The organism is Vibrio sp. RE88 (assembly GCF_013113835.1).
Taxonomy (GTDB): Bacteria; Pseudomonadota; Gammaproteobacteria; order Enterobacterales; family Vibrionaceae; genus Vibrio.
The window spans coordinates 481990-505405 of sequence record NZ_VTYQ01000005.1 but is presented as its reverse complement, the minus strand read 5'-3'; the positions used below and the strand labels follow the sequence as shown (position 1 = coordinate 505405).

Here is a 23416-nt window from a genome sequence, read left to right as displayed (position 1 = left end):
GTTATCGGCTTATCAGGTAGGGCAACTACATTTCAAATCCTCTGCCTTGTATAAAGAACCCACAAACTGCTGCAAAAATCAGCTCAAAAGGTCAACAGACCCTAGTACCCTTGTGCCTTCGCCATCTTGATTGCGATTTGTGGCGCATTCCAAAGTGATGGCAACAGTATCAATGACACCGGAACCGCAGTAATCACGATAAAAGACTGCAATGCGGAGATCCCGCCAGAACCCAGTGAAATCAGAATCAGCGCCGTCACACCCATGGCGACACCCCAGAATGTACGCACGATGGCATTGGGCTCAGTTTCTCCGCTGATCACCACGCTGATGGTGTACGTCATGGAGTCACCGGTTGTAACGATGAAAATCGTTGTCAGGATAAGAAACAGCACCGACACCACCATAGGTAGCGGTAGTTGTTGAGTGACCGCCAAAAGTGCACCTGGCAGGTTGAAACCTTCGAAGGCTTTACTGACACTGCCCGGCTCGGCAATTTCAAATGCCAGACCTGTACCACCAACAATGGTGAACCAGAAACAAGTCGCCAGTGGTGCCACAATGCTAATGGTCGAGATTAACTGGCGGATACTGCGACCGCGGGAAATGCGCGCAATAAAGATCGCCATCATAGGTCCATAGCCAAGGAACCAGCCCCAGAAAAAGACCGTCCACCAGCTAAGCCAGCCTTCATCCCCACGATAGGTCGCCATTGGGATGAAGTTATCGAGCATGCTGCCCACACCCTGAATGTAGCCGTTGAAGATAAAGTTCGTTGGGCCAAATAGAAGAATGTAGATCATCAGAGCGATAGCCAAAATTACGTTGTAACGGCTAAGCATCTGCATTCCACGATTCAGACCACTCAGAGCGGACAAAGTATAAAGTGCGATGGCAAACAGAATAATGATTAGCTGAGTGGTAAAGCCGTCAGGAATATCAAACAATGCGTTTAACGCATAGCTAACCTGTAGACCTAGGAAGCCGATTGGGCCTATCGTCCCTGCAGCAACCGCGATGATGCAGCACGCATCAATGATCGCACCCGTATGACCTTTCAATGCACGTTCACCAAGAACCGGATAGAGAAGAATACGAGGTTTCAGCGGCAGACCTTTATCGTAATGCAGATGCATCACCACAATAGCGGTAAGGCTGCCAACAATGGCCCATGCAAGGAATCCCCAGTGCATAAAGGATTGCGACAGTGAGTTGACGGCTAACTGTTGAGGGTTATCTTGTGGGCCGTAGAGCGGTGGTGGGCTAACGTAATGAGCAATTGGCTCTGCCGCAGCCCAGAACACACCACCACCAGCGAGTAAGGTACAGAAGATGATCGCCGTCCAGCGGAAAGTGTCCATTTCGGGTTTGGTTGTGCCACCGAGTATCACCTTACCTGTTCGCCCTGCAGCGAGCCCAAGGCCAATAAGAAAGGTGAGAAGCAGTAGCAACTGCCAATAGGGACCAAACACTTTCACTGACCAGCCAAATCCTGCATTGACCAGATTAGACAGCAACTCGCCATCATAGAGCGCTAAAGCAACAAACAGAGCGATGAACCCACCGCTATACCAGAAAGCGGGATTGCTCAGCCCAAGCTTGTCAGGCGAATTTTCATTGGCAGACGTATTGTGCTTAGCCTGTGATTTGTCAGATGCCATGTTCATTGCGGCAGCTTTCATGCTATTGGTTAAATCAGACATATGCTGACTCCAGAAGTTTTTCGGTAGTGGCCATCAGGCCAGCTACACGAGTGTATTCAACGACCCACCTTGTTTTAGTTGTAGTGGTGGGCTGCTCCATGTTTGGGTTAAGGTTTATGAAATAGGCTCAAGTCCTTCTTTCAGGAAGTTAAACCAGTTATCACCCAGTATTTGTCCCGCCTCGGACTCACTGAATCCATGGCGAATTAATCCGTTGTAGATGTTCTCCATCCCTTTGCTTCCGCTAAACCACGGCAGCGCATCTGGCCAACCCGAATTGCTTGCGGAACCTTCGCCATAATCCATCGCTTTAGACCAGCGTCCATTGCGCATCCACTCCAACACTTGTTGTGGTTGGTTAAGGCAAAGATCGCTGCCAATACCAAGGTGTTCAACACCAAACAGTTCAGCCGTCTTCGCTACCATCTGGCAGAAGTCTTCTAGTGAACATTGGCTGCCGTTTGGCAAGTGAAATGGGTAGAGACTGAAGCCAATTAGGCCACCACGCTCGGTCAGCGCTTTAATCACTGTGTTGGATTTGTTACGAAGCGCATCGTGAGCAAAGCTCGGGTTCGCATGGCTAATGCAAATCGGGCGAGAAGAAAGGTCAATCGCTTCCAGCGTCGAGCGTTCCGCGCTGTGGGACATATCAATGATCATCCCCACTCGGTTCATTTCTGCGATGGCTTGCTTACCAAAGCGAGTAATGCCCGTATCGTTTGCCTCATAACACCCGGTCGCAAGCAAACTTTGGTTGTTGTAGGTTAGCTGCATAATCAGCAAACCTTGGCGGCGCATCACCTCAATCAGGCCAATTTCATCGTCAATTGGCGAGCAGTTTTGCGCACCAAAGAAGATGCCGACCTTGCCTTGTTGCTTAGCGGTTTCCACATCGGCCATTGAGTAGATGGGCATGATGAGATCGGAGTTTTGTTCAAAACGTAAATTCCACTCAGCAAATCGGCTCAGGGTTTCACGTGCATTTTCGTGATAAACAATGGTCGCATGTACTGCGGTGATTCCACTGGCCTTGAGAGTTTGGAAATACTCTCTGTCCCAGTTGCAGTACTGAAGTCCATCAATGATGATTCGTTGTTGGTACATAACCATTCCTCAATAATTCTTAGAACCGCTCTATGTCGGGCAGCGCAGCGGCTGCCCAATGCAGACTTAGTACGGGCGTTGATAAGCCGTTTTCACTACGGTGTAGAACTCTTTGGCGTATTGACCCTGCTCACGAGGACCAAAGCTAGACTCTTTACGGCCACCAAATGGAACGTGGTAGTCTGTCCCTGCTGTTGGTAGGTTGACCATCACACAGCCGGTTTGCGCTTGTTGTTTGAAGATGGCACTCGTGCGCAGGCTTTGCGTCACAATCCCGCCAGTCAGACCAAAGCGAGTATCGTTGGTGACAGCAATCGCTTCATCCAAGTCAGCAACTCGAATCACGCTCGCCATTGGCGCAAACACTTCTTCCTGATTCACTTCCCAGCTGTTTTGCGTGTTGAGGAATAACGTTGGCGCCATGTAGTAGCCATCATGCTTGAGGTTCAAACGCTCGCCACCAAACGCTAGTTCAGCACCGCTTTGACGTGCTTTCTCAATCCACTCGAAGTTTGCCTCTAGCTGATTTCCATCGACGACAGGGCCCATAAAGATGCCCTCTTCCAACGCATGGCCTACCTTAAGTTCGCTCATGCGTTTGATCAGCGCTTCTACGTAAGCGTCATGGATCCCGTCCATCACCACTAAGCGTGAAGACGCAGTACACTTCTGACCCGCGCCGGAGAATGAACCCGCGATCGTTGCTTCGACTGCAATTTGAATGTCTGCATCATCGGCAACCACTAGGGCGTTTTTGCTGCCCATTTCAAGCTGGCAGCGAACAAAGTTTGGTGCTGTTGCCGCTGCCACTTTGCGCCCTGTATCGACGGAGCCAGTAAAGCTCACGCCATTCACGTCTGTCGAATTAATCAGTGTGTTACCGACTTGAGAGCCGCTACCCAATACCAAGTTAAATGTGCCTGCCGGCAGCCCTTGGCGATGAATAATTTCAGTCAGTGCCACGGCACTGGCAGGCGTCAAGTTGGCAGGTTTCCAAACTACGCTGTTACCAAACGCCAGCGCTGGCGCAATCTTCCAAGCAGCAGTGGCAGTCGGGAAGTTCCAAGGAGAAATAATGGCGATAACGCCTACGGCTTCGCGAGTCACTTCAACAGAGACCCCTGGACGGACGGAGGCAGCGTTATCGCCAATCTGACGCAACACTTCAGCAGCAAAATATTGGAAGAACTGGCCTGCACGGTAGATTTCACCGCGACCTTCAGCAAACGGCTTGCCTTCTTCACTCGACAGCAACCTTCCTAACTCATCGCAACGGGCAATCAGTTCATCACCAATCGCTTGCAGTACCGCCTGTTTGCGCTCGATGGGTGTTTTTTCCCACTCAGGTTGAGCCTGCTTGGCCGCCTGAATAGCTTGTTGAACCTGAGCTTCGCTTGCCTGAGCAAAATCACCCAGATTCTCGCTGATGTCGGATGGGTTAATGTTGGCAACGGTATTGATGCCTGATTGCCATTCGCCGCCAATGTAGAGCGATTTTTCGGCCTGAACGTTGTTTAATGATGTCATGATTGCTTCCTTTGTTCTTGCTGACGGCCTAACTCGCCATCAGACCGTTATTCGTAATAAGGGGTTACTGGGTTTGGTTCGCAGAAGCGTAAACGACAAACTCCACCAACATCTCTTCTCTTGCCAGGCCAGCAACGACCATGGCAGCGCGATTTGGGTACGGCGCGTCAAAGTACTCGGCGTAAACTTGGTTAACCGTTTTGAGGTATTCGCGGTCAGTCACGTAAATCAGCACTTGCAGAACAGAGTCCAGTGACTCGCCTGCGCATTCTAGGGTGTGCACCAAGTTGTTAAATGTCTGACGGGTTTGCGCTTCAATACCCCCTTCCACAACAGCACCAGTGGCATCAATCGGGATTTGCGCGGTGTACAGGGTGCCATTGTTAACAATCGCCCATTCCAGTGGAGCCTTTGAGGCGAACAGTGATGTTTTGACTGGGTGTTTTTGAGTTTGAGTATTCACGTGCCTTCAACCTTTTGTAACCAAATCGTTTCGGAATAGTTAAATCCTGCACTTTGACAGACGATAAATCGAACGGTAAATTTCTTACATTCGATAAAAAAAACTTATCACCCTACTGAGACTATGGTGAATAAAGGGATGGCGAGGAGTCCGACTTGAGCATCAAATTTCAACAATTAAAGCATTTTGTGATGGTGGTCGAAGAAGGCGGTTTTCGCGCGGCGTCACATCGCGCCAACCGCTCTCAGGCCGCATTATCCACATCAATAAAAGAGCTGGAAAAGATATTGGGACAAGCATTATTCGAAGCAGGTAACAAAGCCAAATTAACCCCATTTGGCGAAATCTGTTTGCCGAAGATCATTCAGTTTCTCAATATCTATACGGCGCTAGACAATGATTTGCGTGCTGCCGCAGCCGGCCAGCAAGGAAGGGTAAAAATTGCCAGTGTGCCCTCTGTCGCCGCTAAACTCATTCCGAGCGTTTTAGGGGCATTCTGCGAGCAGCACCCAAACGTAGAAGTCAGTTTGATCGATGACAATGCCGCAGGGGTCGAAGCGAGATTACTCTCTGGCGAAGTTGATTTAGCGTTGGGAAACCCGTCTCATCTCGATGATGACAACATGACATTCACGCCATTATTGTCCGACCCGATTGGTGTGGTGTGTTTGAGTGATAATCCGATTGCGACTAGCCGAGAAGGCATTGAGTGGCAAACACTGCTCAAGCAACCATTTATTCGTAACGGGACCTGCACTTTGCTTGACCCGACGCCTGCCCGCGCTCTAAGTCAGCAAGCCCTTTACTCGGTAGAGAACATTACCTCGCTGTTTTCCGTATTAGAACTGGGCATCGGTGTTACAACCCTGCCGAAATTGGCCTTCCCTACCAATGAAACCAGATTGGTGTGGATACCGCTTATCGATCCACCGTTGGAAAGGCAAATCGGTATCTTCACGCTCAGCGACCGCACCATTTCTCCGCAGGCACAAGCGTTTCACGATTTATGTGTGGAGTACTTAAACTATCAGGATGATGACAGTCGGAATTGATTGGTCGATAAAAGAAACCCCGCCAAAATCAGCGGGGCCAGGACTAAAACCATTGTGGCTGATTGAGTGCCAGCCAGTCGGATACGCGCCGCGCTACAGCGTCCGGCAGCTCCATACTGGAGAGATGACCGCAGTTTGCTAATACGTGCAGCGTCACATCTGGGATGTGCTTGGCCATCAGTAGGTGATTGTCGATAGGACACAACAAATCGTCTTTGCCGGTAATGACGAGGGTTGGCACCGAGATGTCTGCCAAAAGTGGCTGGGCGTCGGGCCTTGTCGCCAAAGCATCAGCATGAGCTTGAAAAGCTTCTAGACCGACATTGAGCGCCATTTGCTCGATTCTCGCCGTCAGATCCAGCTCGTTAACACGACTCGGATGAATCAACACTGACATCAACACCTCAGGCGTAATCTGATCAAATTCACCTTTTAACGCTCTATTAACCAGTGCGTAGCGTTTCTCTGAGACTTCCGGTTTTTCATCCGCCGAGTTGGTATCCATCAGAATCAAACCTTTGACTCGCTCCGGCGCCTGACGATACACCTCAAACGCCAAAATACCCCCCATGGATAAACCACCAAGCACAAACTCTTGTGGGGCTTTAGCCAACACATCAGCCGCTAGTTGTTCCATGGTAGGCAAAGCACTCAGTGAAACGCACTCAGGCGCTACCCATTGAGGCAGTGCCTGATTCACATCTTCAAACAGTGCACCATCACACAGTAACCCGGGTAACCAGATCAAAGGCAGTGGTTGTGTCATGTTGCACTCCTTACAGTTTGGCTGGCTTGTCAGAGCCGAGTACACAGTATGTGAAGCTGTTACCACGCATGTTCGTCAGTGAGTATGAGGCACCTTCCGGTACGCTAAACACATCACCTCGGGTCAGGATCAGGCTGGCTTGTTCGCCTTGATGGGTCACAACCACTTCGGTATCACCATCAAAGTTAATCAGTACCTGCTTATCATCACGGCTATGCTGAGGAATGGAGCCACCCTCTGTGAGTTCATACGCCATGATGCTGACCTCATCTTCACTTTTTACGTGGAAATCGTAATCAGCCAGCGGATGACCAGTTAGCGCGTACTGTTTGACGTTTGGCGCTGAAAAGTCACTTTCAATCGGGCGGTAGTCGTTCTTTAGCGCCACGAAAGGCATCATCTGCTCAGCGGTGTAGCTATCAAACGAAGCCATCTCTTCTTTGGTTAGCAATGGCATCAGTTCAGACTCTTGTGGAACCGCATCACCGTCAATGGTATCGACCAAAGTGCCGTCCGCTTTTAAGTACAAGCCATAGCCCTGACTGTCTTTGATAACGTTAGGGTGCCAAATCACACCACCGCCTGAATCATCGCCACCCAGTACCGAGTACATGAAACCATAATCGCGGCCGACAACTTCAAAGCCACGGAAAAGGTTGGTCGGAATTGAAATCACATCTCCATGAGAGAGCACCGCTTCATGTTCACCATCATTACCCCAGTAAAAGCGGAATTGACCTTTAAACACGACGAACAGCTCAGCAGTACGGTGTGAATGGAGTGAATTTTTAATACCCGGCGGCTGACCTGCTGCGCCGATATTGAAGCCTGCTGTTTCGCGGATGTGAACATGCTGACGGCTGCTTTCAGCGACGCCTGCGCCTATGATGCAGAAGTTGTCTTTCAGGTCACTGCCCGGAGTACGCGCATCGATAAACGCACTGGTTCCCGGTATCAGCTCCATGTAACGAACAAGATTGTCGTTAATTCGATTTTGTAGAGTCATAGATAATCCTAATTGTTCTTTCTTTTCTTGGGTCTAGCCATTGACTTTGTTAGCGCTTTGCTTAGCTGGCTCTCATATCAATGAGATCAGGAACCAAGAGGTCTGCCACCGTCGACGGCAATCGTGTTGCCCGTTGAGAACGTCAGCACTTCCGCAGCGGCATAGACTGCACTTGCCACCTCGTCATCACTGGCAAGACGTTTGAGCGGTGTCGATTGCTCCTGCTGATTGCGCCAGCTGTCATCGAGCCCTTTAACAAACTCGGTGTCCACCAGCCCCGGAGCAACCGCAAGGACGCGAATGTCCGGTGAAAGCGCTCTTGCCAATGAGCGAGTCATATTCTCTGCGGCGGATTTACTCGCACAGTAAGCAATATTGCTGCCCATCGCGGTTTGCGCGGCGATGGAAGTAATGTTCACCACGCAACCTTTGGCCTCACGCAGTAAAGATTCACAGGCGCGAACCATGGCAAACGGCGCGCGAACATTGACTTGGAAGATTTGGTCAAACAGCTCGTCGTTCAAACCGCTCAAATCTGAATGCGCGACAAACTTTGTCATACCGGCGCAATTGACCAGCAAATCCAGTTGGCCGTTAATTTCATTGACCTGACTGGCTAACGAGTATATTGCTTGCGAATCCGACACATTGAGCTGAAAAGCTAAGTGACCTTCACCAGACAACTCTGACAATACTTTGTGCGCCGACTGTTGATTGCTGTTGTACGTTAAGACAACTCGGTAGCCGGAATCGGCCAGCTTGTGACATATGGCGGCCCCTAGACCGCCACTGCCGCCTGTAACTAAGGCAAGTTTCGACATATTAAGCCTCTTCTACTTTGCCTTTGTAACGGCGTACACGAATATCCGCTTGCTCTTTGTGCCCAGCAAAACCTTCCAGTGCACACAAGCGAGAACAGTATTCGCCCACCTTCAGAGATGCCGCTTCAGTGACACGCTGATACGTACAAGTCTTAATGAATTTACCTACCCACAGACCACCGGTGTAGCGAGCCGCTTTCTTTGTCGGAAGCGTATGGTTCGTACCGATACATTTGTCACCGTAAGAAACGTTGGTCTCGCGACCTAAGAACAGCGCACCATAGTTGGACATGTTGTCGAGGAAATACTTTGGATCTTCCGTCATCACCTGAACGTGTTCTGAGGCGATGTCATCTGCAACTTCAACCATTTCTTCATAGCTGTCACACACGATCACCTGACCGTAATCTGCCCATGCTTTGCCTGCGACTTCCGCCGTTGGCAGAATCGTCAACTGGCGCTCAATCTCTTTGATCGTTTCCTCGGCAAACGTCTCGCTGTTTGTTAGAAGAACAGCCGGAGAGTTGTAGCCATGCTCAGCCTGACCCAATAAGTCTGCTGCTGCCAGTTCTGGGTCACAGCCCTTTTCATCAGCAATAACCAGCGTTTCCGTTGGACCAGCAAACAAATCGATACCCACGCGACCAAACAACTGACGCTTAGCTTCAGCAACAAACGCGTTACCTGGGCCAACAATCATATCTACAGGGGCAATTGTCTCAGTACCCAGTGCCATTGCGCCTACTGCCTGAACGCCACCAAAACAGTAAATCTCATCAGCGCCAGCCATCGCCATCGCCGCAACGATTGCCACATTTGGCTGGCCATTAAATGGCGGAGCACAAGCGATCACTCGTTTTACGCCTGCCACTTTTGCAGTGAGTACACTCATGTGAGCAGACGCGACTAGCGGGTACTTACCGCCTGGGATATAACAACCTACGCTATTAACCGGAATATTCTTATGACCCAGAACCACACCCGGCATAGTTTCAACTTCAACATCTTTCATTGAATCGCGCTGAATTTGAGCAAAGTTACGTACTTGCTCCTGAGCGAATTCAATATCGTGGCGAGTTGACTCATCTAACGCGTCAACACATGCCTGAATCTGGTCTGGTGTTAAACGAAACTGCTCTGGTGACCAGTTATCAAATTTTTCTGAAAGCTCGCGTACGGCGCTGTCACCTTTCGATTCAATATCAGCAAGAATGTTCTCTACGATCTGACGCACTTTCGCGTCATTTGATGCTGATGCTTCTTCAGTGATTCCGTTCTTTAAAATGCGTGCCATGCGATTTTCTCCTTGAGGGTTTAGACTGACAATTGCTTATTTGTAGTTTTGGATACGAATGCAAAATTAGATTAAACACAATTTTAACAACTTTCAAGATAATCGTACGCAAGCCCAAAAAACTCTCTAATTACTTGTTTTAATAAGATTAAAAGACAGAACAAAGCATCATAGACACAATCAATCGATGATTTAATAATCAAAAATGGTATTTAGATCACATAAAATTCACTGATCATTTACATTTGTTCGTGCTAATTTTTGCATACCTTTGCAATGGAGTGTTTTCATGACTAATTTCAAATCTACGCTAACCCAGCCTTCCTTACTGGGAACATTTGTTAAAACCCCTCACCCCCACATTATCGAAGTGCTAGCACTGTCTGAATTGTCCTTCATCATTCTCGATGCCGAGCACGCTCCGTTTGACCGTCAGTCTCTCGACCTGTGTATCCTTGCTGCCCGTGCTAATCAGTTACCCTGTCTGGTTCGAGTTCAAGACAGCCAGCCTGCCACCATTCTTAATGCTTTGGATTGTGGTGCGACAGGTGTTCAGATCCCACATGTCTGCAATGCAGAACAGGCAGAGAAAATCGTTAAGATATGTCACTACGGTGAAGGGGGGCGCGGCTATGCAAGCTCCAGCCGCGCTGCAAGCTACGCAACCAAGCCTATGGCTCAACATCTGGCTGACAGTAAAGCGAATACTGTGGTCGTGGCTCAGATAGAAGATCCCGAAGGCGTCGACAATGTGGAAGCCATCGCTCGCGTCGATGGTATAGATGCCCTGTTTATTGGTCAGGTCGACCTCACCGTGGCGTATGGCGCTAAAAGCGTAAACGACGATCAGGTGCGAGAAGCAAGCATCAGAATTATTGAAGCCGCCAAAGCCAGTGGCAAGCCCGTCGGTATGTTCGTTGCCACAGCGCAACAAGCAAAAGACTGGGGCGAGCTTGGCGTCAACTTCTTTGGCGTGGGCTCGGAGCACAAAATGATCATCGATGGCTTCAGGCAAGAAAGAAATGTGATGAATTCCTGAGTTTTATCCGATATTTAATCGCTATCAATGCACAGCGCTAGACAGAGAAATCCCCTAACCCATACACTCTGGCAGATAAAAGGGTCAGCAAACCCACGGAAAGGAGTATCACCATTAAAGCGAAAGTAACTTCGATAGACGTCGCGAAAATGCTCGGCGTCTCTCAGTCGACCGTATCAAGAGCGTTCAGCCCGACCGCTAGCATCAGCGAGAAGAAACGTAAGATGGTGATGGATGCCGCCGCTAAGCTCGGTTACACCCCCAACGCTATTGCTCGTAGCCTGATCTCAAATCGCTCTGGTCTTGTTGCCATCGCGTTAGACAGTGAGTCAAACCCAATGTATGACTTGCAATCACGTGCGTTAGCAATGGAAATCCAAAAACGTGGCGGTCAGGTGGTTCTGTGTCCAATCGATAAAGACGACCTTGATCTGGCGATTTCCCGTGCGATTGAGTATCAGGTTGATGGCCTGATCATCGCCACCAGCCGTCTGACTTCACGAGCTTTTGCCCAGTGCGAAAAATTTGGCGTTCACCTAAGTCTTATCAACCGTTATACCAATGGCATCAATGCTAACTGTGCCGGTGTCGACAACCGTCAAGCCGGCCAAGAAGCGGCCGAGTATCTGGTGAAAAAAGGCTATAAACAACTGGCGTATGTCAGTGGCGATTCAGGCTCAATGACCAGCGAAGAGCGCTGGCTTGGATTTTCGTCAAAGCTCAAAGAGTTAGGTGTTCCAACCCCTGTATTTATTCAAGCTAAATACTGCTTCGATGCGGGGATGGAAGCCGCAACAGAGATTCAGTCACACGCGGTGAAACCGGAAGCGATTTTCTGCGCCAACGACATCATCGCTCTGGGTTTAATGGATGGACTAAGAAAATCAGGCGCATCGATACCGGAAGATTATGCGGTAATGGGCGTTGATAACATCCCGATGTCTGGCTGGCCAGCTTACGACTTAACCACGGTCGCCCAACCTGTCGACAAGATCGTAAGCCGCGCTGTCGAAGATTTGATGGATCGTATCAACAACAATACCGACGCGTCTGGCGACTACCTACTGTTATCGGCTTATCAGGTAGGGCAACTACATTTCAAATCCTCTGCCTTGTATAAAGAACCCACAAACTGCTGCAAAAATCAGCTCAAAAGGTCAACAGACCCTATTCAACTCCACTAAGCCTTGTCTCCATGACGAGGCTTTTTTATGTGACCCCCACTGTATTTTCGTCAGTTTTTACTGAATTCCGTATCAAGTTACGCATCTTGTTATTGACTTGTTAACTGCATGTTTTATTTTTGGATTCGTATGCAAAAGGATATGAATTGCTCTATACGTTAATAAAACAAACAAGCCTGTATGATCTTAAAAATGAATGCTCAAAGGTCATACCAGATACAAGGAAGAACAATGAAAAAAGCAATCATCACATCATTAACCGCTTTTGGCCTAACCATTAGTGGCATGAATACGTTTGCAAGCAATGTCATCCGTCTCGGCCATGACAGCCAGGAAACGTCACCTGTTCACCAAGCAATGCTCTACTTCGAACAAGAGCTGGAGTCTCGCTCAAACGGTGAACTGGAAGTAGAGATTTACCCTGCGCGCCAACTTGGTGATGTACGCGAAACAACAGAACTGGTTCAGCAAGGTAACCTGCAAATGACGTTTGGAGCCTCAGTTCTCCTTGCGCCTTATGTACCAGAATTCAACGTTCTTGATACCTTCTACCTGTTTGACAGTGAAGAGCAGGCACACCGAGCGCTAGACAGCGATAAAATCGGCCAGCCTCTGCTGAAAGCAATGGAGTCAAAAGGCTTTCACGGTTTAGGCTTTATGGAGCTAGGCTTCCGTAATGTCACCAACAACAAAGCCCCAATCAACACACTCGACGATCTTCAGGGCCTGAAAATTCGTTCAGCACCTAATCCAAGTCAAATCAACGCTTGGAAATCCATCGGTTCAGCGCCAACGCCACTGTCTTGGGGTGAGATTTTCACCTCGCTACAGCAGGGTCTGATCAATGCTCAGGAAAGCTCTATTTACTCCATTTATGCCGAGCGTTTTTATGAAGCGCAAAACTACTTGTCGCTAACCAACCACATCTACAGCAACTATGTGTTGTTTATGAATAAGTCCTTCTGGGATTCACTACCTGCAGACCAGCAAGCACTCATCAATGACATCACCAAAGAAACCATCGCTAAACAACGTGTTTTGGCGGCGCAGCAGAATCAGGATGTGATTGAAGACCTGAAAGCGAAAGGCATGACAGTGAATGAAGTACCAGAAGCCGTGCGCGAGCAGATGAAGAACAAAATGAACGCAGCGGTTTACCAAGACTTGCGCAGCAAGACAGGTGAACAGTTGTTTGACAGCGTTATCGCTGAAATTGACCGCCTGTAATTCTCACCCTGTGTTTCCGGGGAGCCGAGGCTCTTCGGAAACGAACTGCTTTGGGAGGTGAACATGAAGTGGTTTCGCTTACTGGATAAATATTTTGAACCTAGCCTGATTGTCATTGCCATTTCGACCATGACGGCTCTTCTCTGCTTGCAAATCGCTTTGCGCCTGTTTGACGCCACAATTGCTTGGGCTGAAGAGCTGTCACGATACCTGTTTGTGTGGGCGATGTACCTCAGCATCAGCTACTGCATCAAACATGACCGACATATCCGAATTCGCGTATTCGTCGATAAATTACCCGGGGGTTTGCCCAAAATCAGCCTGATCATTTCAGACGTCATCTATCTGGTATTCAGCAGTGTCGTGGCCTGGTTTGGTTTTAAGGTCATTAACCGCAGCCTTCAGCTTGGGCAGATTGCGCCAGCAATGGAGATCCCCGTGGCCTGCTTGTATGCCTCAGTGCTGGTGTGTGCGATTCTCAGTATCCTGCGTTTAATCGTCAGTATTTATCAGCGCCTCTGCGGGCTGTCGGCACCCTCTCAGCCAACGCGCTTTTGCAGTGATAGGTATCGCCAGTTAAAAGCGAAATACAAAGCATCTAATCGAATGCAGGAGCTTAACGCATGACATCTGCACTCTTATTCGGCAGCTTCGGACTGCTACTTTTAATCGGCGTACCGGTCGGCATTGCACTGGCAACCGCCAGTATGATTGCGATCATGAGCCTGCCTTTCCTGAACGTAGAGTTCTTAGTTCAAGGATTGGTTACTGGCCTAGACTCTTTCCCCCTACTGGCAGTGGTTCTGTTCACTCTGGCGGGTAACCTGATGAGTCAGGGCGGTATATCCAAACGTCTTCTTCATGTCGCCGAAGTCTTTTTCGGTCACTTCACCGGCGGGCTGGGTATTGTTGCCATTGTTGCCTGTATGCTCTTCGCATCGATTTCAGGTACCGGTTCCGCTACCGTTGCCGCCATCGGCCTGACGATGATCCCATCGATGGTAAAAAAAGGCTATGACCGCAGCTTCGCTGGTGCTCTGATTGCGTCTTCAGGAGGAATCGGGGTGATCATTCCACCTTCGGTTGTGATGATTGTTTACGCGATTACCGCGGAAGTTTCTGTCACCAAAATGTTCATGGCGGGAATTATCCCAGGTTTGGTGGTCGGGCTGGTCTTGATTGGCTACTGTGTGATGGTATCCAAAGTGCGCGGCTATTCGGGGAATGATAAGAAAGCCAGCTGGAGTGAACGGTTGTCAGCACTCAAAGACGCAAGCTGGGCCATGTTACTGCCTGTGATCATTCTGGGTGGCATCTACTCAGGTATCTTCACACCCACCGAATCAGCCGCTATTGGCGTGTTGTATGGCTTGTTCTTCGGCATGTTTGTTTACAAAGAGCTGAACGTCAAACAGGTCGTCAAAATCATCTTGGAATCTTCTCTGTTAGTGGGAGCTGTGTTGGTGATCGTCGGCGCCTCAGTAACCTTTGGTCGAATTCTGACCTTGGAGCGCCTGCCCACAGAAATCGCTCAGTTCATTCTGACCATTACCGAGAACAAGCTACTGATTTTACTGTGTATCAACATCCTGTTGCTGTTGGTTGGCACCTTTATGGAGACATTAGCGGCCATCGTGATTCTGACCCCTATCCTGCTGCCGATAACCTCCGCACTGGGTATGGATCCTGTTCACTTTGGTATTGTGATGATCGTTAACCTAGCGATTGGGTTTGTCACGCCACCACTCGGAGCCAACCTATTTATGGCCAGTCAGGTCGGCAAAGTACCGATTGAATCGTTATCCAAAGCCATCATTGGCTGGATTGGCGCAATGATTGTTGCACTCATGCTGATCACTTTCATACCCGCCATTTCCTTATCCTTGCCGGAATTGTTGTCATAGCAGCAGAGACATATTAAGCCACCTCGTGTTACCACTGGGTGGCTTTCTCAGCCCTCAAGGCATTCGTATGCAAGCACAATTCAATAAAAGATAGCAGCTCGTCACAGTGCTGAATTATTCGCCTAATTAACCCATTTCTACAATATGGTGATAAGTTTCTCTCGCTGACTTTTGACATTTCAATCATTAAGTAGCAAAACAATCCACCGACCTGTTATTGGCGTGATCTATCGTTGAACACGAGCCAGCTACCTCCTTTTTCAATCGCCAAGTTGAAATCAAATTGGCGTATTTACTCTGAACGCTTTTCGAACACTTGTTAAAAACCCGATCTTAAGCACGATATTAAAACATCACAGGAACAATCTATTGACAAAATTGCAACACAACTTCATTTTGGATACGTAACCAAAAATAAAGTAAACAAGAATTCAACTCAGGAGGTGATTTATGGCTATGGTTGGCTTTGACGAAAAATGGCGTGATTTTCCCGATTATATTTTGGGAATTACAAAAGAGATTTGGGAAGACCGTGGCCTAAATACCCTTGAGCACTATTACTCACCCGATATTGTTGTGCGTACACCTTTGTCTATTGTGCAAGGTAACGACGACGTCATCAGCGCGACCATGGCTACACTGGCTGAGTTCCCGGATCGTACGCTTTACGGAGAAGATGTCATCTGGTCTGGCTCACCTGAGCAAGGCATGTTGTCCTCTCACCGTATCATTTCGACTGCCACACACAGCAGTGATGGGTTCTATGGCAAAGCAACGAACAGCAAGTTACGTTTTCGCATCATCGCCGACTGCCATGCGATCAACAATCAGATTAACGATGAGTGGCTAGTGCGCGACCAAGCAGACATTGCCAGACAGCTCGGCATGACGTCCGAAGAGTTCGCCCGAAAACAAATTGATTTCGAAGGTGGCGTAGAAAAAGCCTCCTTCCCTTTTACTCCAGATGTCGATATGCAGGGCCCTTACACGGGTGTTGGCAATGACAATCAATATGGTCAGCAATACGAAGCCATTCTAAACAGCATCATGAATGCTGAGTTTTCCGCCATCCCACGTGAATACGACCGAGCCTGTATCGGTGAGTACAGCGGCGGCCGTACCGCCCTATCACACAGCGAAATTGATCATTTCTGGATTTCACTGCGCTCTTCATTCCCAAATGCCGAGTTCAAAGTCCACCATCGCATTGGTCGAGAAGATCCAAAGATGTCTCCACGCGCCGCCATTCGCTGGTCTCTACATGGTAAGCACGAAGGTTATGGCGCATTTGGTAAGCCGACAGGTAAAGACGTTTACATCATGGGCATCAGCCACGCTGAGTTTGGCCCATGGGGACTGCGTCGCGAGTTTACACTGATCGACGAAACCGCGATCTGGAAGCAGATTCTGCTTCAGCAAGGCTAAGCCGCCCAGTCATAAACCCACATTCAGTAAGGAAGCAAAATGTCACTCAATATCATTGAACAGTTCTACCAACAGTACTTCAACGCCGCGCTTAGTGAGCAGGCAAGTGTTGCCCAGCAAGCGTTGAACCCAGACGTCAAATGGTGTGTCGCGCACCCAGTCAATGACCTGAACGGCCCAGAGGCTGCACACACTTCGTTTCTATCACCTTTGGTAACGGCAATGCCTGATGTTGAGCGACGCCCGATGATCGTGATGAACGGCGAATTTGAAGGCCGTACTTGGTACAACTCAACGGGTTACTTTGTTGGCACTTTTGAGCAACCACTGTTCGGCATTCCAGCAACGGGAAAAACCCTGTATCTCAGATACACAGAGATGGTGTGCGTCGAAAATGATCAGATCACTGAATCTTACATGATCCCAGATTTTATCGATGCCATGAACCAATCACGTGTAAACCCTCTGCGCAAAAGCTTAGGTCACGACGGTTTAATCCTTTCACCCGCAACTGCAGATGGCATTCAAAACTCTGACGTATGTGAAGAACACAGCGCAAAGAGTGGTCAACTGGTGCATGACATGCTGGCATGTCTTGGTCGTTTTGATGGCAAAGATCTCTACTCAATGGATCTGGAAAACTACTGGCATAAAGACTTTATGTGGTATGGCCCAGCAGGTATCGGTACCACACGCGGTATCAAAGGTTTCCGCAACCACCACCAAGCTCCATTTGTCTTCGCCTTCCCCGATCGAAGTGTTGATATTGAGCTCAATTTTTTGGCTCAAAATGACTACGTATCCACTGGAGGTTGGCCTCACATGCATGGTACTCATACTGGTCACAGTGGCTGGTTAGGCCTTGCGCCAACAGGAAAAAACATAGAACTTCGCGTCATGGATATCTGGCGACGAGAAGGTGACTTGCTGAAAGAAAACTGGGTAGCAATTGATATCGTTCATATCTTGCTCCAACTTGGTTATGACGTTTTCGGCCAAATGAAAGAACAATTAGAAGGACCTAATTATGCATGAGTTTGGTGTACTTAACTGGACCATTCTTGGCGGTTACATTGCCCTCACCTTATTGTTGGGGGCTGTGGTCGGCAAGAAAGTGACCTCGGCGAGCCAGTTCGCTCTCGGTGATAAAAATATCCCATGGTGGGCAATCGGTATTTCTGTAGTCTGTACCTATGTCAGTGCGATGTCGTTCTTGGGCGGTCCGGCATGGTCATACAAAGAAGGCTTGTCGGTTATCGCAATTCACCTTAACTACCCGTTGGTGATCTTCTTCATCGTTGCTGTATTTATGCCATTCTTTTACAACAACGGTCTGACTTCTATCTACGAATATCAGGAAAGACGTTTCGGCAAAGCGTCACGTGTGACTTTATCATTCATTTTCCTGATTAAGCAGGCGTTAAGCTCTGCTGCAGTACTGTACGCGACAGCGATAATACTGGAGTTCATCACAGGTATAGACGTGGTGTACTGCATCATGATCGTTACTGCCATTGCGCTGATTTATACCGTCATGGGCGGCATCGCCGCCGTTATCTGGACTGATGTGATTCAAGCCGTGATTCTTTTCATTGGTGCCTTCATCATTATCGAAGCCGTGTGGAATGGCATGCCAGAGCCGATGACCGACGTGATGGCCGAGCTAAAAGCCAAAGGCATGACAGATGCTCTGCAAACCAGCATGGATTTGAGTCAGGTGACGACTATCTGGGCTGGGGTGATCGCCATGACGATGTTCCACACAACGGTCTACGGTGGCAGCCAGATGATGGTTCAACGCTGTATGGCAGCAAAAAGCATGGGTGATGCGAAGAAAGCCATGCTGATGATGGGTTACGTCGCCTTCTTCATCTACTTCGTGTTCATTCTACTTGGCGTTCTGTTCAATGCGTATTATGACGGTAAAGAGTTTGAAAACGGCAATACTATTATTCTTCACTACGCCAGTGAGTATGGTATGCCGGGTCTTATGGGCATCATTGCGGCAGCGATTCTGGCAGCAAGTATGTCGAGCCTTGATTCAGCATTCAACTCGATGGCAACGGTATCCGTAGCGGACTTTTACAAACGTTTTTACAAGCAGAACGAATCTGAAGAGCACTACCTGAAAGCATCTCGCGTCTTTACTGTCGCGTGGGCGATTCTGGTCATCATTCCCGCTCTGATGTTCGCGACCAGCACAGGCTCGGTGCTTGAAGTGTTGAGTAAAGCCGGTTCTTATTTCGTGGGTGCGAGCTTCTGTATGTTTGTGCTGGGATTCTACTCAAAGCACATCACTGAAAAAGGTCTGCTTATTGGTGTCGTCGCCAGCTTTATCGCCATCTGGTATGTCGCGGTAGCAACCGACATCTCTTGGCCTTGGTACTGTGTGATTGGTGTCGTCGTCAACGCTGTTGTGGCTTACGTTGCAAGCTTGCTTCTGACAGGAAAACAGGAAGAGATGCACCTATACACCATCAAAGGGCAACAAGCGGAATACGCTCGCCTGAACAAGCCTGTCAAAGAAGACGGCTGGTATGTTATCCCAGGAAAGATTGACGCACCATGCTATGGCTTGCTGGTCATGTTCGTCTTCTCACTGGTTCTACTGTGGGGTATCAACGCCTTCACCGATAACGCGCCAATGCTCATCAACTTTGTTCGTGGCTGTTCAATCGTGGTAGCAATCAGTGTTGTCGCTTACGCTGTCTATTCACTACGAGGCTCTAAAACGGCCAAACCGGATCAGGTTGAAACGGCTGAATAGTTCTGGGTTGTACCCAATTCAAGCAATCTGATAAACCAAAAGCCTTATTTTCTCTAGAGTAAGGCTTTTTCCTTTTATGACTACGTACCTATTTATGTTAGGCTTGCTGTGAATTTCTCACCAGAAGAACCATGGTCCATGAACTCAACTAAGCAGACGGTGACGTCGAAAGATGTCGCAAAACTCGCCGGCGTTTCTCAATCGACCGTTTCTCGCGTATTTATCTCTGGCAGTTCAGTGTCAGAGAAAACGAAGCAGAAAGTCTACGAAGCGGCGAAAGCGCTCAATTACCGCCCTAACGCGTTTGCACGTAGTCTGACAACCAACGAATCAAAACTGATTGGCTTGGTGTTTCCTGATGCCGATTATCCGATTCATATGAAAACCCTGCAGCTCATTTCGTCGGAACTGCAAAAACTGGGTTACTCGGCAGTTTTGATTCCGTGGCAGGTTGACGACAAAGAGAATCACTCTATTCCGAATATTTTCCAATATAGAGTGGATGGCGTGATTGCGGCTTCAGCCACATTCAACAAAAGCCTGTATGAAGAGTGTGAAGAGTTCAATATTCCCATTGTTCAGTACGCGCGTGTCGTAGAAGGAACCAAGAGCAGTTACGTGATCAGTGATAACTACGAAGCAGGTCAACAAGCTGCTCAGTTGTTAGCGGAATGTGATGTGAAGCATCCTGTTTATCTGACGGGGGAAGTACCTACTTTCACCAATGCTGAACGACAGAAGGGGTTCAGTAGTGAGTTTGAAGATTTGACAGGTACGCTCCCTCAGGTTGTTGAAGCCAACTACGACTATACCGCGGCGCTTGATGATATTCGTCAGCTACTAAAACGAAATGATCGCCCTGATGCGGTGTTCTGCGCAACCGACAATCTGGCGATGGCATTAATGGACGTGGCTCGCTACGAATTCAACTTACGTATTCCACAAGACTTACAGGTGATCGGTTTTGATAATATCCCTCAGACGGAATGGCTGAGTTATCAGTTAACAACGTTCAGGCAAGACTTCAAACGTCTGGCACGGGAAAGTGTCAAAATTGTGGTAGACCAAATCAACGAGCAAAACACCAGTATGGTGAAAATGATGGTGCCGGTGAAACGGATCGAGCGAAGCACCACCAGCCGTTAAACGAAAATCGAAAAGCGGGCACCTTTACTTCAACCAACTCACTTTCAGGGCATGTATGGACGCATTACTTCAGCAATTGAGTTTCTCACTGTCGATTACCGGCCCTATTTGTTTGATGCTGTTGTTAGGTGTATTTTTCAAACGAATCGGCCTGATTAACGACAACTTCATAGAAGTCGCCTCGAAATTAGTGTTTCAGGTGACCCTACCAACGATGTTGTTCCTCAGTATTGTCGTATCTGAACATAACTTCTCTGCTGCAAGCCGCTTCCTTGGATTTGGCGCGCTCACGAGCATTGCCTTTTTTATCTTTACTACGGTTTCCGTCGCGCTGTTATTTAAGTCTTCTCCCGACAAAGGCGTCATCACCCAAGGCGGCTATCGCGCCAACACAGGCATCATTGGCATTGCTTACGTGGCGAATGCGTTTGGAGAACAGGGCATCGCGCTCGCCGCACTTTATGTCGCCATCACCACTTTCATTTACAACGTTCAGGCCGTTATCTGTTTAGCGCCCAAAGGCGGAACCTCCCCTGCCGAAGCCGCTAAAGTTATGCTGAGAACGCTAACCAAAAATCCACTGATCATTGCCATTGTCTCTGGTGTGGTTTTCTATCTGCTTTCGATACCAGTCCCAACGGTCGCCGTCGATGCGGGTAACTATCTGGCGAAAATGACGCTACCACTGGCTTTGTTGTGCACTGGTGGCTCACTGGATTTAAGTAAAATGAGAAAAGAACAAGGGCCAGCTTGGTTTGCCAGTAGCTACAAGCTTGTACTGGCTCCTCTGCTGATCACCAGTGCCGCCTACTGGTATGGATTTAGAGGGCTAGAACTTGCGATCCTGTTTTTTATGAACGCCTCACCCGTTGCAGCGGCAAGCTATGTAATGACCCGCTCAATGGGAGGAAACTCAATACTCGCTGCTAACATTGTTGCCATGACGACGGTCATTTCCACCCTCACCTGTACCGCAGGACTAGTTCTACTTGTTAATATTGGGCTGATTTAAGTCAGCGTCATCAGGTAGAGAGAAATGTAATTCAACACGGCGACCTAAATCGGTTGCGCTATTGTCGTAATACCAACCGTACTGATTGATCAATCGCTCGGTTAGCTCAAGACCTAACCCAAAACCCAGCTCCTCTTCTCTGTCGCCTTGGGATACGTTGTGATTGGTGATAACCAGTCGACTTCCAGACTGCTCAATAATCACCTCACCCTGATAGGTATGCTGAAACGCATTACGAATCAAATTAGTAATGATGATTCGACACAGCCCATGTGGTAATGAATGCTGCGTGGCATCCACTTTGATACTCACTTTGACCTCTTTTCCTTGCAGTAGGTATTCGAGTTCATGATCGATCTGAGTAACGAGATCACCAATAGCGAGATCACTGAATGGCAGAGTTTTGTCTTCTTGTCGGTTGAGCCACAATAGAGTTTCAGTTAGATCTGTCATTGTGTACCCTGCCCGCTCAATGCGTTCCAAGACTTCAAGCTGCTTGTCCTCATCCAACTTCTTGATGATCATCTTTTTCAGTAGCTCAGAATTGGTACGGGTGACAGCAATCGGTGTTCTTAATTCATGACTGGCATAACCCAAAAAGCGCTGCTCTCGTTCAAGGCCTTCCTGTACACAGCTCAGACTGGATCTAATGATTTCTGCCAAGGTGTTGAGTTCACTGTAGTCAAACCCCGGAATCGGCTGGCTGAGCTTTTCTTTATCCAGAGATTTTGCCCAGTCTTTAAGCTCCTCTACGGGAGTTGAGACACTGCGAATAAAGGCAATAAGGATCAACGAAAACAATGCAATCGCGCCCAAAGCGATGAGCAAAATGTACATGAAATGCGGGACATCTTTCGGTGTAAACTCGTTTTTCTCCAGCAAGATAGACGCATAGCGAATTTTGCCTTTGTACTCAAACCTCATGGCAAAATAGCCCGCTTCAGGGGGCTCTATGATGGGAATCCCTTCGATTTTTCTCAGTAGTTCACCCGTGACCAGCTCATCAGGGTTGAGCTTCGTTTGAATTTTGGGAGGCAAATCTTGCCATCGGGTGGCGACAGTCAGCTCATTGATCTGCACTGGGTGGCCATCCGTGACTTCAATCTGGAGAGCTTGTGAACGCATAAAGCTGGACGTCACCATTTCCATCCCATAAAAGAAGTAACTTAATGCCAGCCCAGACATCGCCGATATCGTGATTGTCCCGGCCAGAAGCATGGCGATGAGAAAATGAAGCCTCAGGCTACGTCTAATTTTCATTGAGAAGCCTCATGTTTCAATGCAAAGCCGCGTCCCGTGATCGTATGAATCAATTTGGTTTCAAAGCTGCTATCGACCACTTTCCTCAGATTAAACATGTGCACTTTTAGGCTATTACTGTCTGGTTGTTCATCTCCCCACACACTCTGCATCAATTTTTCACGAGAGACAGTGTTGGGACTCGCCCTAACCAAAGTTTCAAGTAACTTGAAGCCAATTGGCGAGAGCTTTAATGACGTATTAGATCGGGTCGCTGTCTGAGTTTGCAGGTCCACTTCGAGATCGGATACAGAGAGCTTAGTGACTTGTCCGCTGCGCCGACGAGACAAAACCTGCGCTCGAATAATCAGCTCTTCCATAGCAAATGGCTTCACCAAATAGTCATCCGCTCCCTTCGAAAAGCCCGTTAACTTGTCATCAAGGGTATCTTTTGCCGTCAACATCAGAACAGGCACGTCAATCCCTTGCTCTCTAAGCCTTGCACACACTTCTAGGCCATTCATTTTTGGCAAATTCAAGTCTAGAATCACCGTGTCGTACTGGCCTTGTTGAATCAAGTTTAATCCGGACAATCCATTGGCAGCGTGGTCACACTGAATGTCTTCCAGAGCGAGGTAGTCAACGATCGCCTTAGCTAAATCCAGATCATCTTCGACCAGTAACAGCTGCAAGTTTTCCATGACTACCTCTTACTCTATGAAACTACTATTAATTTA

General features: G+C 48.4%; 21 protein-coding genes. 11 read left to right on the top strand and 10 right to left on the bottom strand.

What is annotated here, in order from left to right:
- Nucleotides 1-101: 101 nt before the first annotated feature.
- The 4 genes from F0265_RS14885 to F0265_RS14870 form a co-directional block, all read right to left on the bottom strand.
- Entirely contained in the window at nucleotides 102-1703 is a 1602-nt protein-coding gene (locus F0265_RS14885; protein ID WP_171749476.1) for a BCCT family transporter, read from the bottom strand.
- A 114-nt stretch (nucleotides 1704-1817) separates the two neighbouring features.
- Entirely contained in the window at nucleotides 1818-2807 is a 990-nt protein-coding gene (locus F0265_RS14880) for a membrane dipeptidase (protein ID WP_171347776.1), read from the bottom strand.
- 66 nt (nucleotides 2808-2873) lie between these two features.
- Nucleotides 2874-4334, bottom strand: coding sequence for an aldehyde dehydrogenase family protein (locus tag F0265_RS14875; RefSeq protein ID WP_171749475.1), 1461 nt, complete (start codon nucleotides 4332-4334; stop codon nucleotides 2874-2876).
- 64 nt (nucleotides 4335-4398) lie between these two features.
- On the bottom strand, nucleotides 4399-4797 hold the full coding sequence (locus tag F0265_RS14870; protein ID WP_171749474.1) for a Rid family hydrolase: 399 nt from the start codon (nucleotides 4795-4797) through the stop codon (nucleotides 4399-4401).
- Nucleotides 4798-4952: 155 nt separating this feature from the next.
- Between F0265_RS14870 and F0265_RS14865 the strand changes: the two genes are divergently transcribed.
- Nucleotides 4953-5849, top strand: a complete 897-nt coding sequence (locus F0265_RS14865) for a LysR family transcriptional regulator (RefSeq protein ID WP_171749473.1) — start codon at nucleotides 4953-4955, stop codon at nucleotides 5847-5849.
- 43 nt (nucleotides 5850-5892) lie between these two features.
- On the opposite strand, the gene F0265_RS14860 is transcribed toward F0265_RS14865, so the two are convergent.
- The 4 genes from F0265_RS14860 to hisD all read right to left on the bottom strand — a co-directional run bounded on the left by F0265_RS14860 (nucleotide 5893) and on the right by hisD (nucleotide 9736).
- Nucleotides 5893-6615, bottom strand: a complete 723-nt coding sequence (locus tag F0265_RS14860) for an alpha/beta hydrolase (RefSeq protein WP_171749472.1) — start codon at nucleotides 6613-6615, stop codon at nucleotides 5893-5895.
- A gap of 10 nt (nucleotides 6616-6625) precedes the next feature.
- Nucleotides 6626-7621: a cupin domain-containing protein gene (locus F0265_RS14855; protein WP_171749471.1), complete on the bottom strand. Its 996-nt coding sequence runs from the start codon at nucleotides 7619-7621 to the stop codon at nucleotides 6626-6628.
- A gap of 86 nt (nucleotides 7622-7707) precedes the next feature.
- A complete protein-coding gene (locus F0265_RS14850) occupies nucleotides 7708-8442 on the bottom strand; it encodes an SDR family oxidoreductase (RefSeq protein WP_171749470.1) in 735 nt (244 codons plus the stop codon).
- A 1-nt stretch (nucleotide 8443) separates the two neighbouring features.
- On the bottom strand, nucleotides 8444-9736 hold the full coding sequence (gene hisD / locus F0265_RS14845) for a histidinol dehydrogenase (protein WP_019277691.1): 1293 nt from the start codon (nucleotides 9734-9736) through the stop codon (nucleotides 8444-8446).
- Nucleotides 9737-10025: 289 nt separating this feature from the next.
- On the opposite strand from hisD, the gene F0265_RS14840 reads away from it, so the two are divergent.
- The 10 genes from F0265_RS14840 (at nucleotide 10026) to F0265_RS14795 (ending at nucleotide 21440) form a co-directional block, all read left to right on the top strand.
- Nucleotides 10026-10775, top strand: a complete 750-nt coding sequence (locus F0265_RS14840; protein WP_171749469.1) for an aldolase/citrate lyase family protein — start codon at nucleotides 10026-10028, stop codon at nucleotides 10773-10775.
- A 149-nt stretch (nucleotides 10776-10924) separates the two neighbouring features.
- Nucleotides 10925-11959 carry a substrate-binding domain-containing protein gene (locus F0265_RS14835; RefSeq protein ID WP_253809466.1) on the top strand — a complete coding sequence of 345 codons (1035 nt, stop codon included), beginning with the start codon at nucleotides 10925-10927 and terminating at the stop codon, nucleotides 11957-11959.
- A gap of 231 nt (nucleotides 11960-12190) precedes the next feature.
- The gene (locus F0265_RS14830; RefSeq protein WP_171749468.1) at nucleotides 12191-13186 is read left to right on the top strand and encodes a TRAP transporter substrate-binding protein; all 996 of its coding nucleotides are present in this window, start codon (nucleotides 12191-12193) and stop codon (nucleotides 13184-13186) included.
- Nucleotides 13187-13249: 63 nt separating this feature from the next.
- The gene (locus F0265_RS14825; RefSeq protein ID WP_171749467.1) at nucleotides 13250-13813 is read left to right on the top strand and encodes a TRAP transporter small permease; all 564 of its coding nucleotides are present in this window, start codon (nucleotides 13250-13252) and stop codon (nucleotides 13811-13813) included.
- Nucleotides 13810-15090, top strand: coding sequence for a TRAP transporter large permease (locus F0265_RS14820; protein ID WP_171749466.1), 1281 nt, complete (start codon nucleotides 13810-13812; stop codon nucleotides 15088-15090). The genes F0265_RS14825 and F0265_RS14820 overlap by 4 nt, the downstream gene beginning before the upstream one ends.
- A 450-nt stretch (nucleotides 15091-15540) precedes the next feature.
- Nucleotides 15541-16515 (top strand): ester cyclase, encoded by a 975-nt coding sequence (locus F0265_RS14815; protein WP_152472239.1) that lies wholly within the window; start codon nucleotides 15541-15543, stop codon nucleotides 16513-16515.
- 39 nt (nucleotides 16516-16554) lie between these two features.
- On the top strand, nucleotides 16555-17550 hold the full coding sequence (locus tag F0265_RS14810) for an ester cyclase (RefSeq protein WP_171749465.1): 996 nt from the start codon (nucleotides 16555-16557) through the stop codon (nucleotides 17548-17550).
- A complete protein-coding gene (locus tag F0265_RS14805) occupies nucleotides 17543-19282 on the top strand; it encodes a sodium/solute symporter (RefSeq protein ID WP_171749464.1) in 1740 nt (579 codons plus the stop codon). Before F0265_RS14810 ends, F0265_RS14805 begins: the two co-directional genes overlap by 8 nt.
- Nucleotides 19283-19420: 138 nt before the next feature.
- Complete coding sequence (locus tag F0265_RS14800) at nucleotides 19421-20428, top strand: LacI family DNA-binding transcriptional regulator (RefSeq protein WP_171749463.1); 1008 nt, start codon at nucleotides 19421-19423, stop codon at nucleotides 20426-20428.
- Between the two features lie 55 nt (nucleotides 20429-20483).
- Entirely contained in the window at nucleotides 20484-21440 is a 957-nt protein-coding gene (locus F0265_RS14795) for an AEC family transporter (protein WP_171749462.1), read from the top strand.
- Here F0265_RS14795 and F0265_RS14790 read toward each other — a convergent pair.
- A complete protein-coding gene (locus tag F0265_RS14790) occupies nucleotides 21414-22700 on the bottom strand; it encodes a HAMP domain-containing sensor histidine kinase (RefSeq protein WP_171749461.1) in 1287 nt (428 codons plus the stop codon). The two genes, F0265_RS14795 and F0265_RS14790, sit on opposite strands and share 27 nt — an antisense overlap.
- Complete coding sequence (locus F0265_RS14785; RefSeq protein WP_171749460.1) at nucleotides 22697-23380, bottom strand: response regulator transcription factor; 684 nt, start codon at nucleotides 23378-23380, stop codon at nucleotides 22697-22699. Before F0265_RS14785 ends, F0265_RS14790 begins: the two co-directional genes overlap by 4 nt.
- Between the last annotated feature and the right edge of the window lie 36 nt (nucleotides 23381-23416).

Bases quoted from the DNA above. Each gene is read 5' to 3' on its own strand.
- F0265_RS14885 (WP_171749476.1), bottom strand. From the start codon at position 1,703: ATGTCTGATTTAACCAATAGCATGAAAGCTGCCGCAATGAACATGGCA.
- F0265_RS14880 (WP_171347776.1), bottom strand. From the start codon at position 2,807: ATGTACCAACAACGAATCATCATTGATGGACTTCAGTACTGCAACTGG.
- F0265_RS14875 (WP_171749475.1), bottom strand. From the start codon at position 4,334: ATGACATCATTAAACAACGTTCAGGCCGAAAAATCGCTCTACATTGGC.
- F0265_RS14860 (WP_171749472.1), bottom strand. From the start codon at position 6,615: ATGACACAACCACTGCCTTTGATCTGGTTACCCGGGTTACTGTGTGAT.
- F0265_RS14855 (WP_171749471.1), bottom strand. From the start codon at position 7,621: ATGACTCTACAAAATCGAATTAACGACAATCTTGTTCGTTACATGGAG.
- F0265_RS14850 (WP_171749470.1), bottom strand. From the start codon at position 8,442: ATGTCGAAACTTGCCTTAGTTACAGGCGGCAGTGGCGGTCTAGGGGCC.
- hisD (WP_019277691.1), bottom strand. From the start codon at position 9,736: ATGGCACGCATTTTAAAGAACGGAATCACTGAAGAAGCATCAGCATCA.
- F0265_RS14840 (WP_171749469.1), top strand. From the start codon at position 10,026: ATGACTAATTTCAAATCTACGCTAACCCAGCCTTCCTTACTGGGAACA.
- F0265_RS14835 (WP_253809466.1), top strand. From the start codon at position 10,925: ATGCTCGGCGTCTCTCAGTCGACCGTATCAAGAGCGTTCAGCCCGACC.
- F0265_RS14830 (WP_171749468.1), top strand. From the start codon at position 12,191: ATGAAAAAAGCAATCATCACATCATTAACCGCTTTTGGCCTAACCATT.
- F0265_RS14825 (WP_171749467.1), top strand. From the start codon at position 13,250: ATGAAGTGGTTTCGCTTACTGGATAAATATTTTGAACCTAGCCTGATT.
- F0265_RS14820 (WP_171749466.1), top strand. From the start codon at position 13,810: ATGACATCTGCACTCTTATTCGGCAGCTTCGGACTGCTACTTTTAATC.
- F0265_RS14815 (WP_152472239.1), top strand. From the start codon at position 15,541: ATGGCTATGGTTGGCTTTGACGAAAAATGGCGTGATTTTCCCGATTAT.
- F0265_RS14810 (WP_171749465.1), top strand. From the start codon at position 16,555: ATGTCACTCAATATCATTGAACAGTTCTACCAACAGTACTTCAACGCC.
- F0265_RS14805 (WP_171749464.1), top strand. From the start codon at position 17,543: ATGCATGAGTTTGGTGTACTTAACTGGACCATTCTTGGCGGTTACATT.
- F0265_RS14800 (WP_171749463.1), top strand. From the start codon at position 19,421: ATGAACTCAACTAAGCAGACGGTGACGTCGAAAGATGTCGCAAAACTC.
- F0265_RS14795 (WP_171749462.1), top strand. From the start codon at position 20,484: ATGGACGCATTACTTCAGCAATTGAGTTTCTCACTGTCGATTACCGGC.
- F0265_RS14790 (WP_171749461.1), bottom strand. From the start codon at position 22,700: ATGAAAATTAGACGTAGCCTGAGGCTTCATTTTCTCATCGCCATGCTT.
- F0265_RS14785 (WP_171749460.1), bottom strand. From the start codon at position 23,380: ATGGAAAACTTGCAGCTGTTACTGGTCGAAGATGATCTGGATTTAGCT.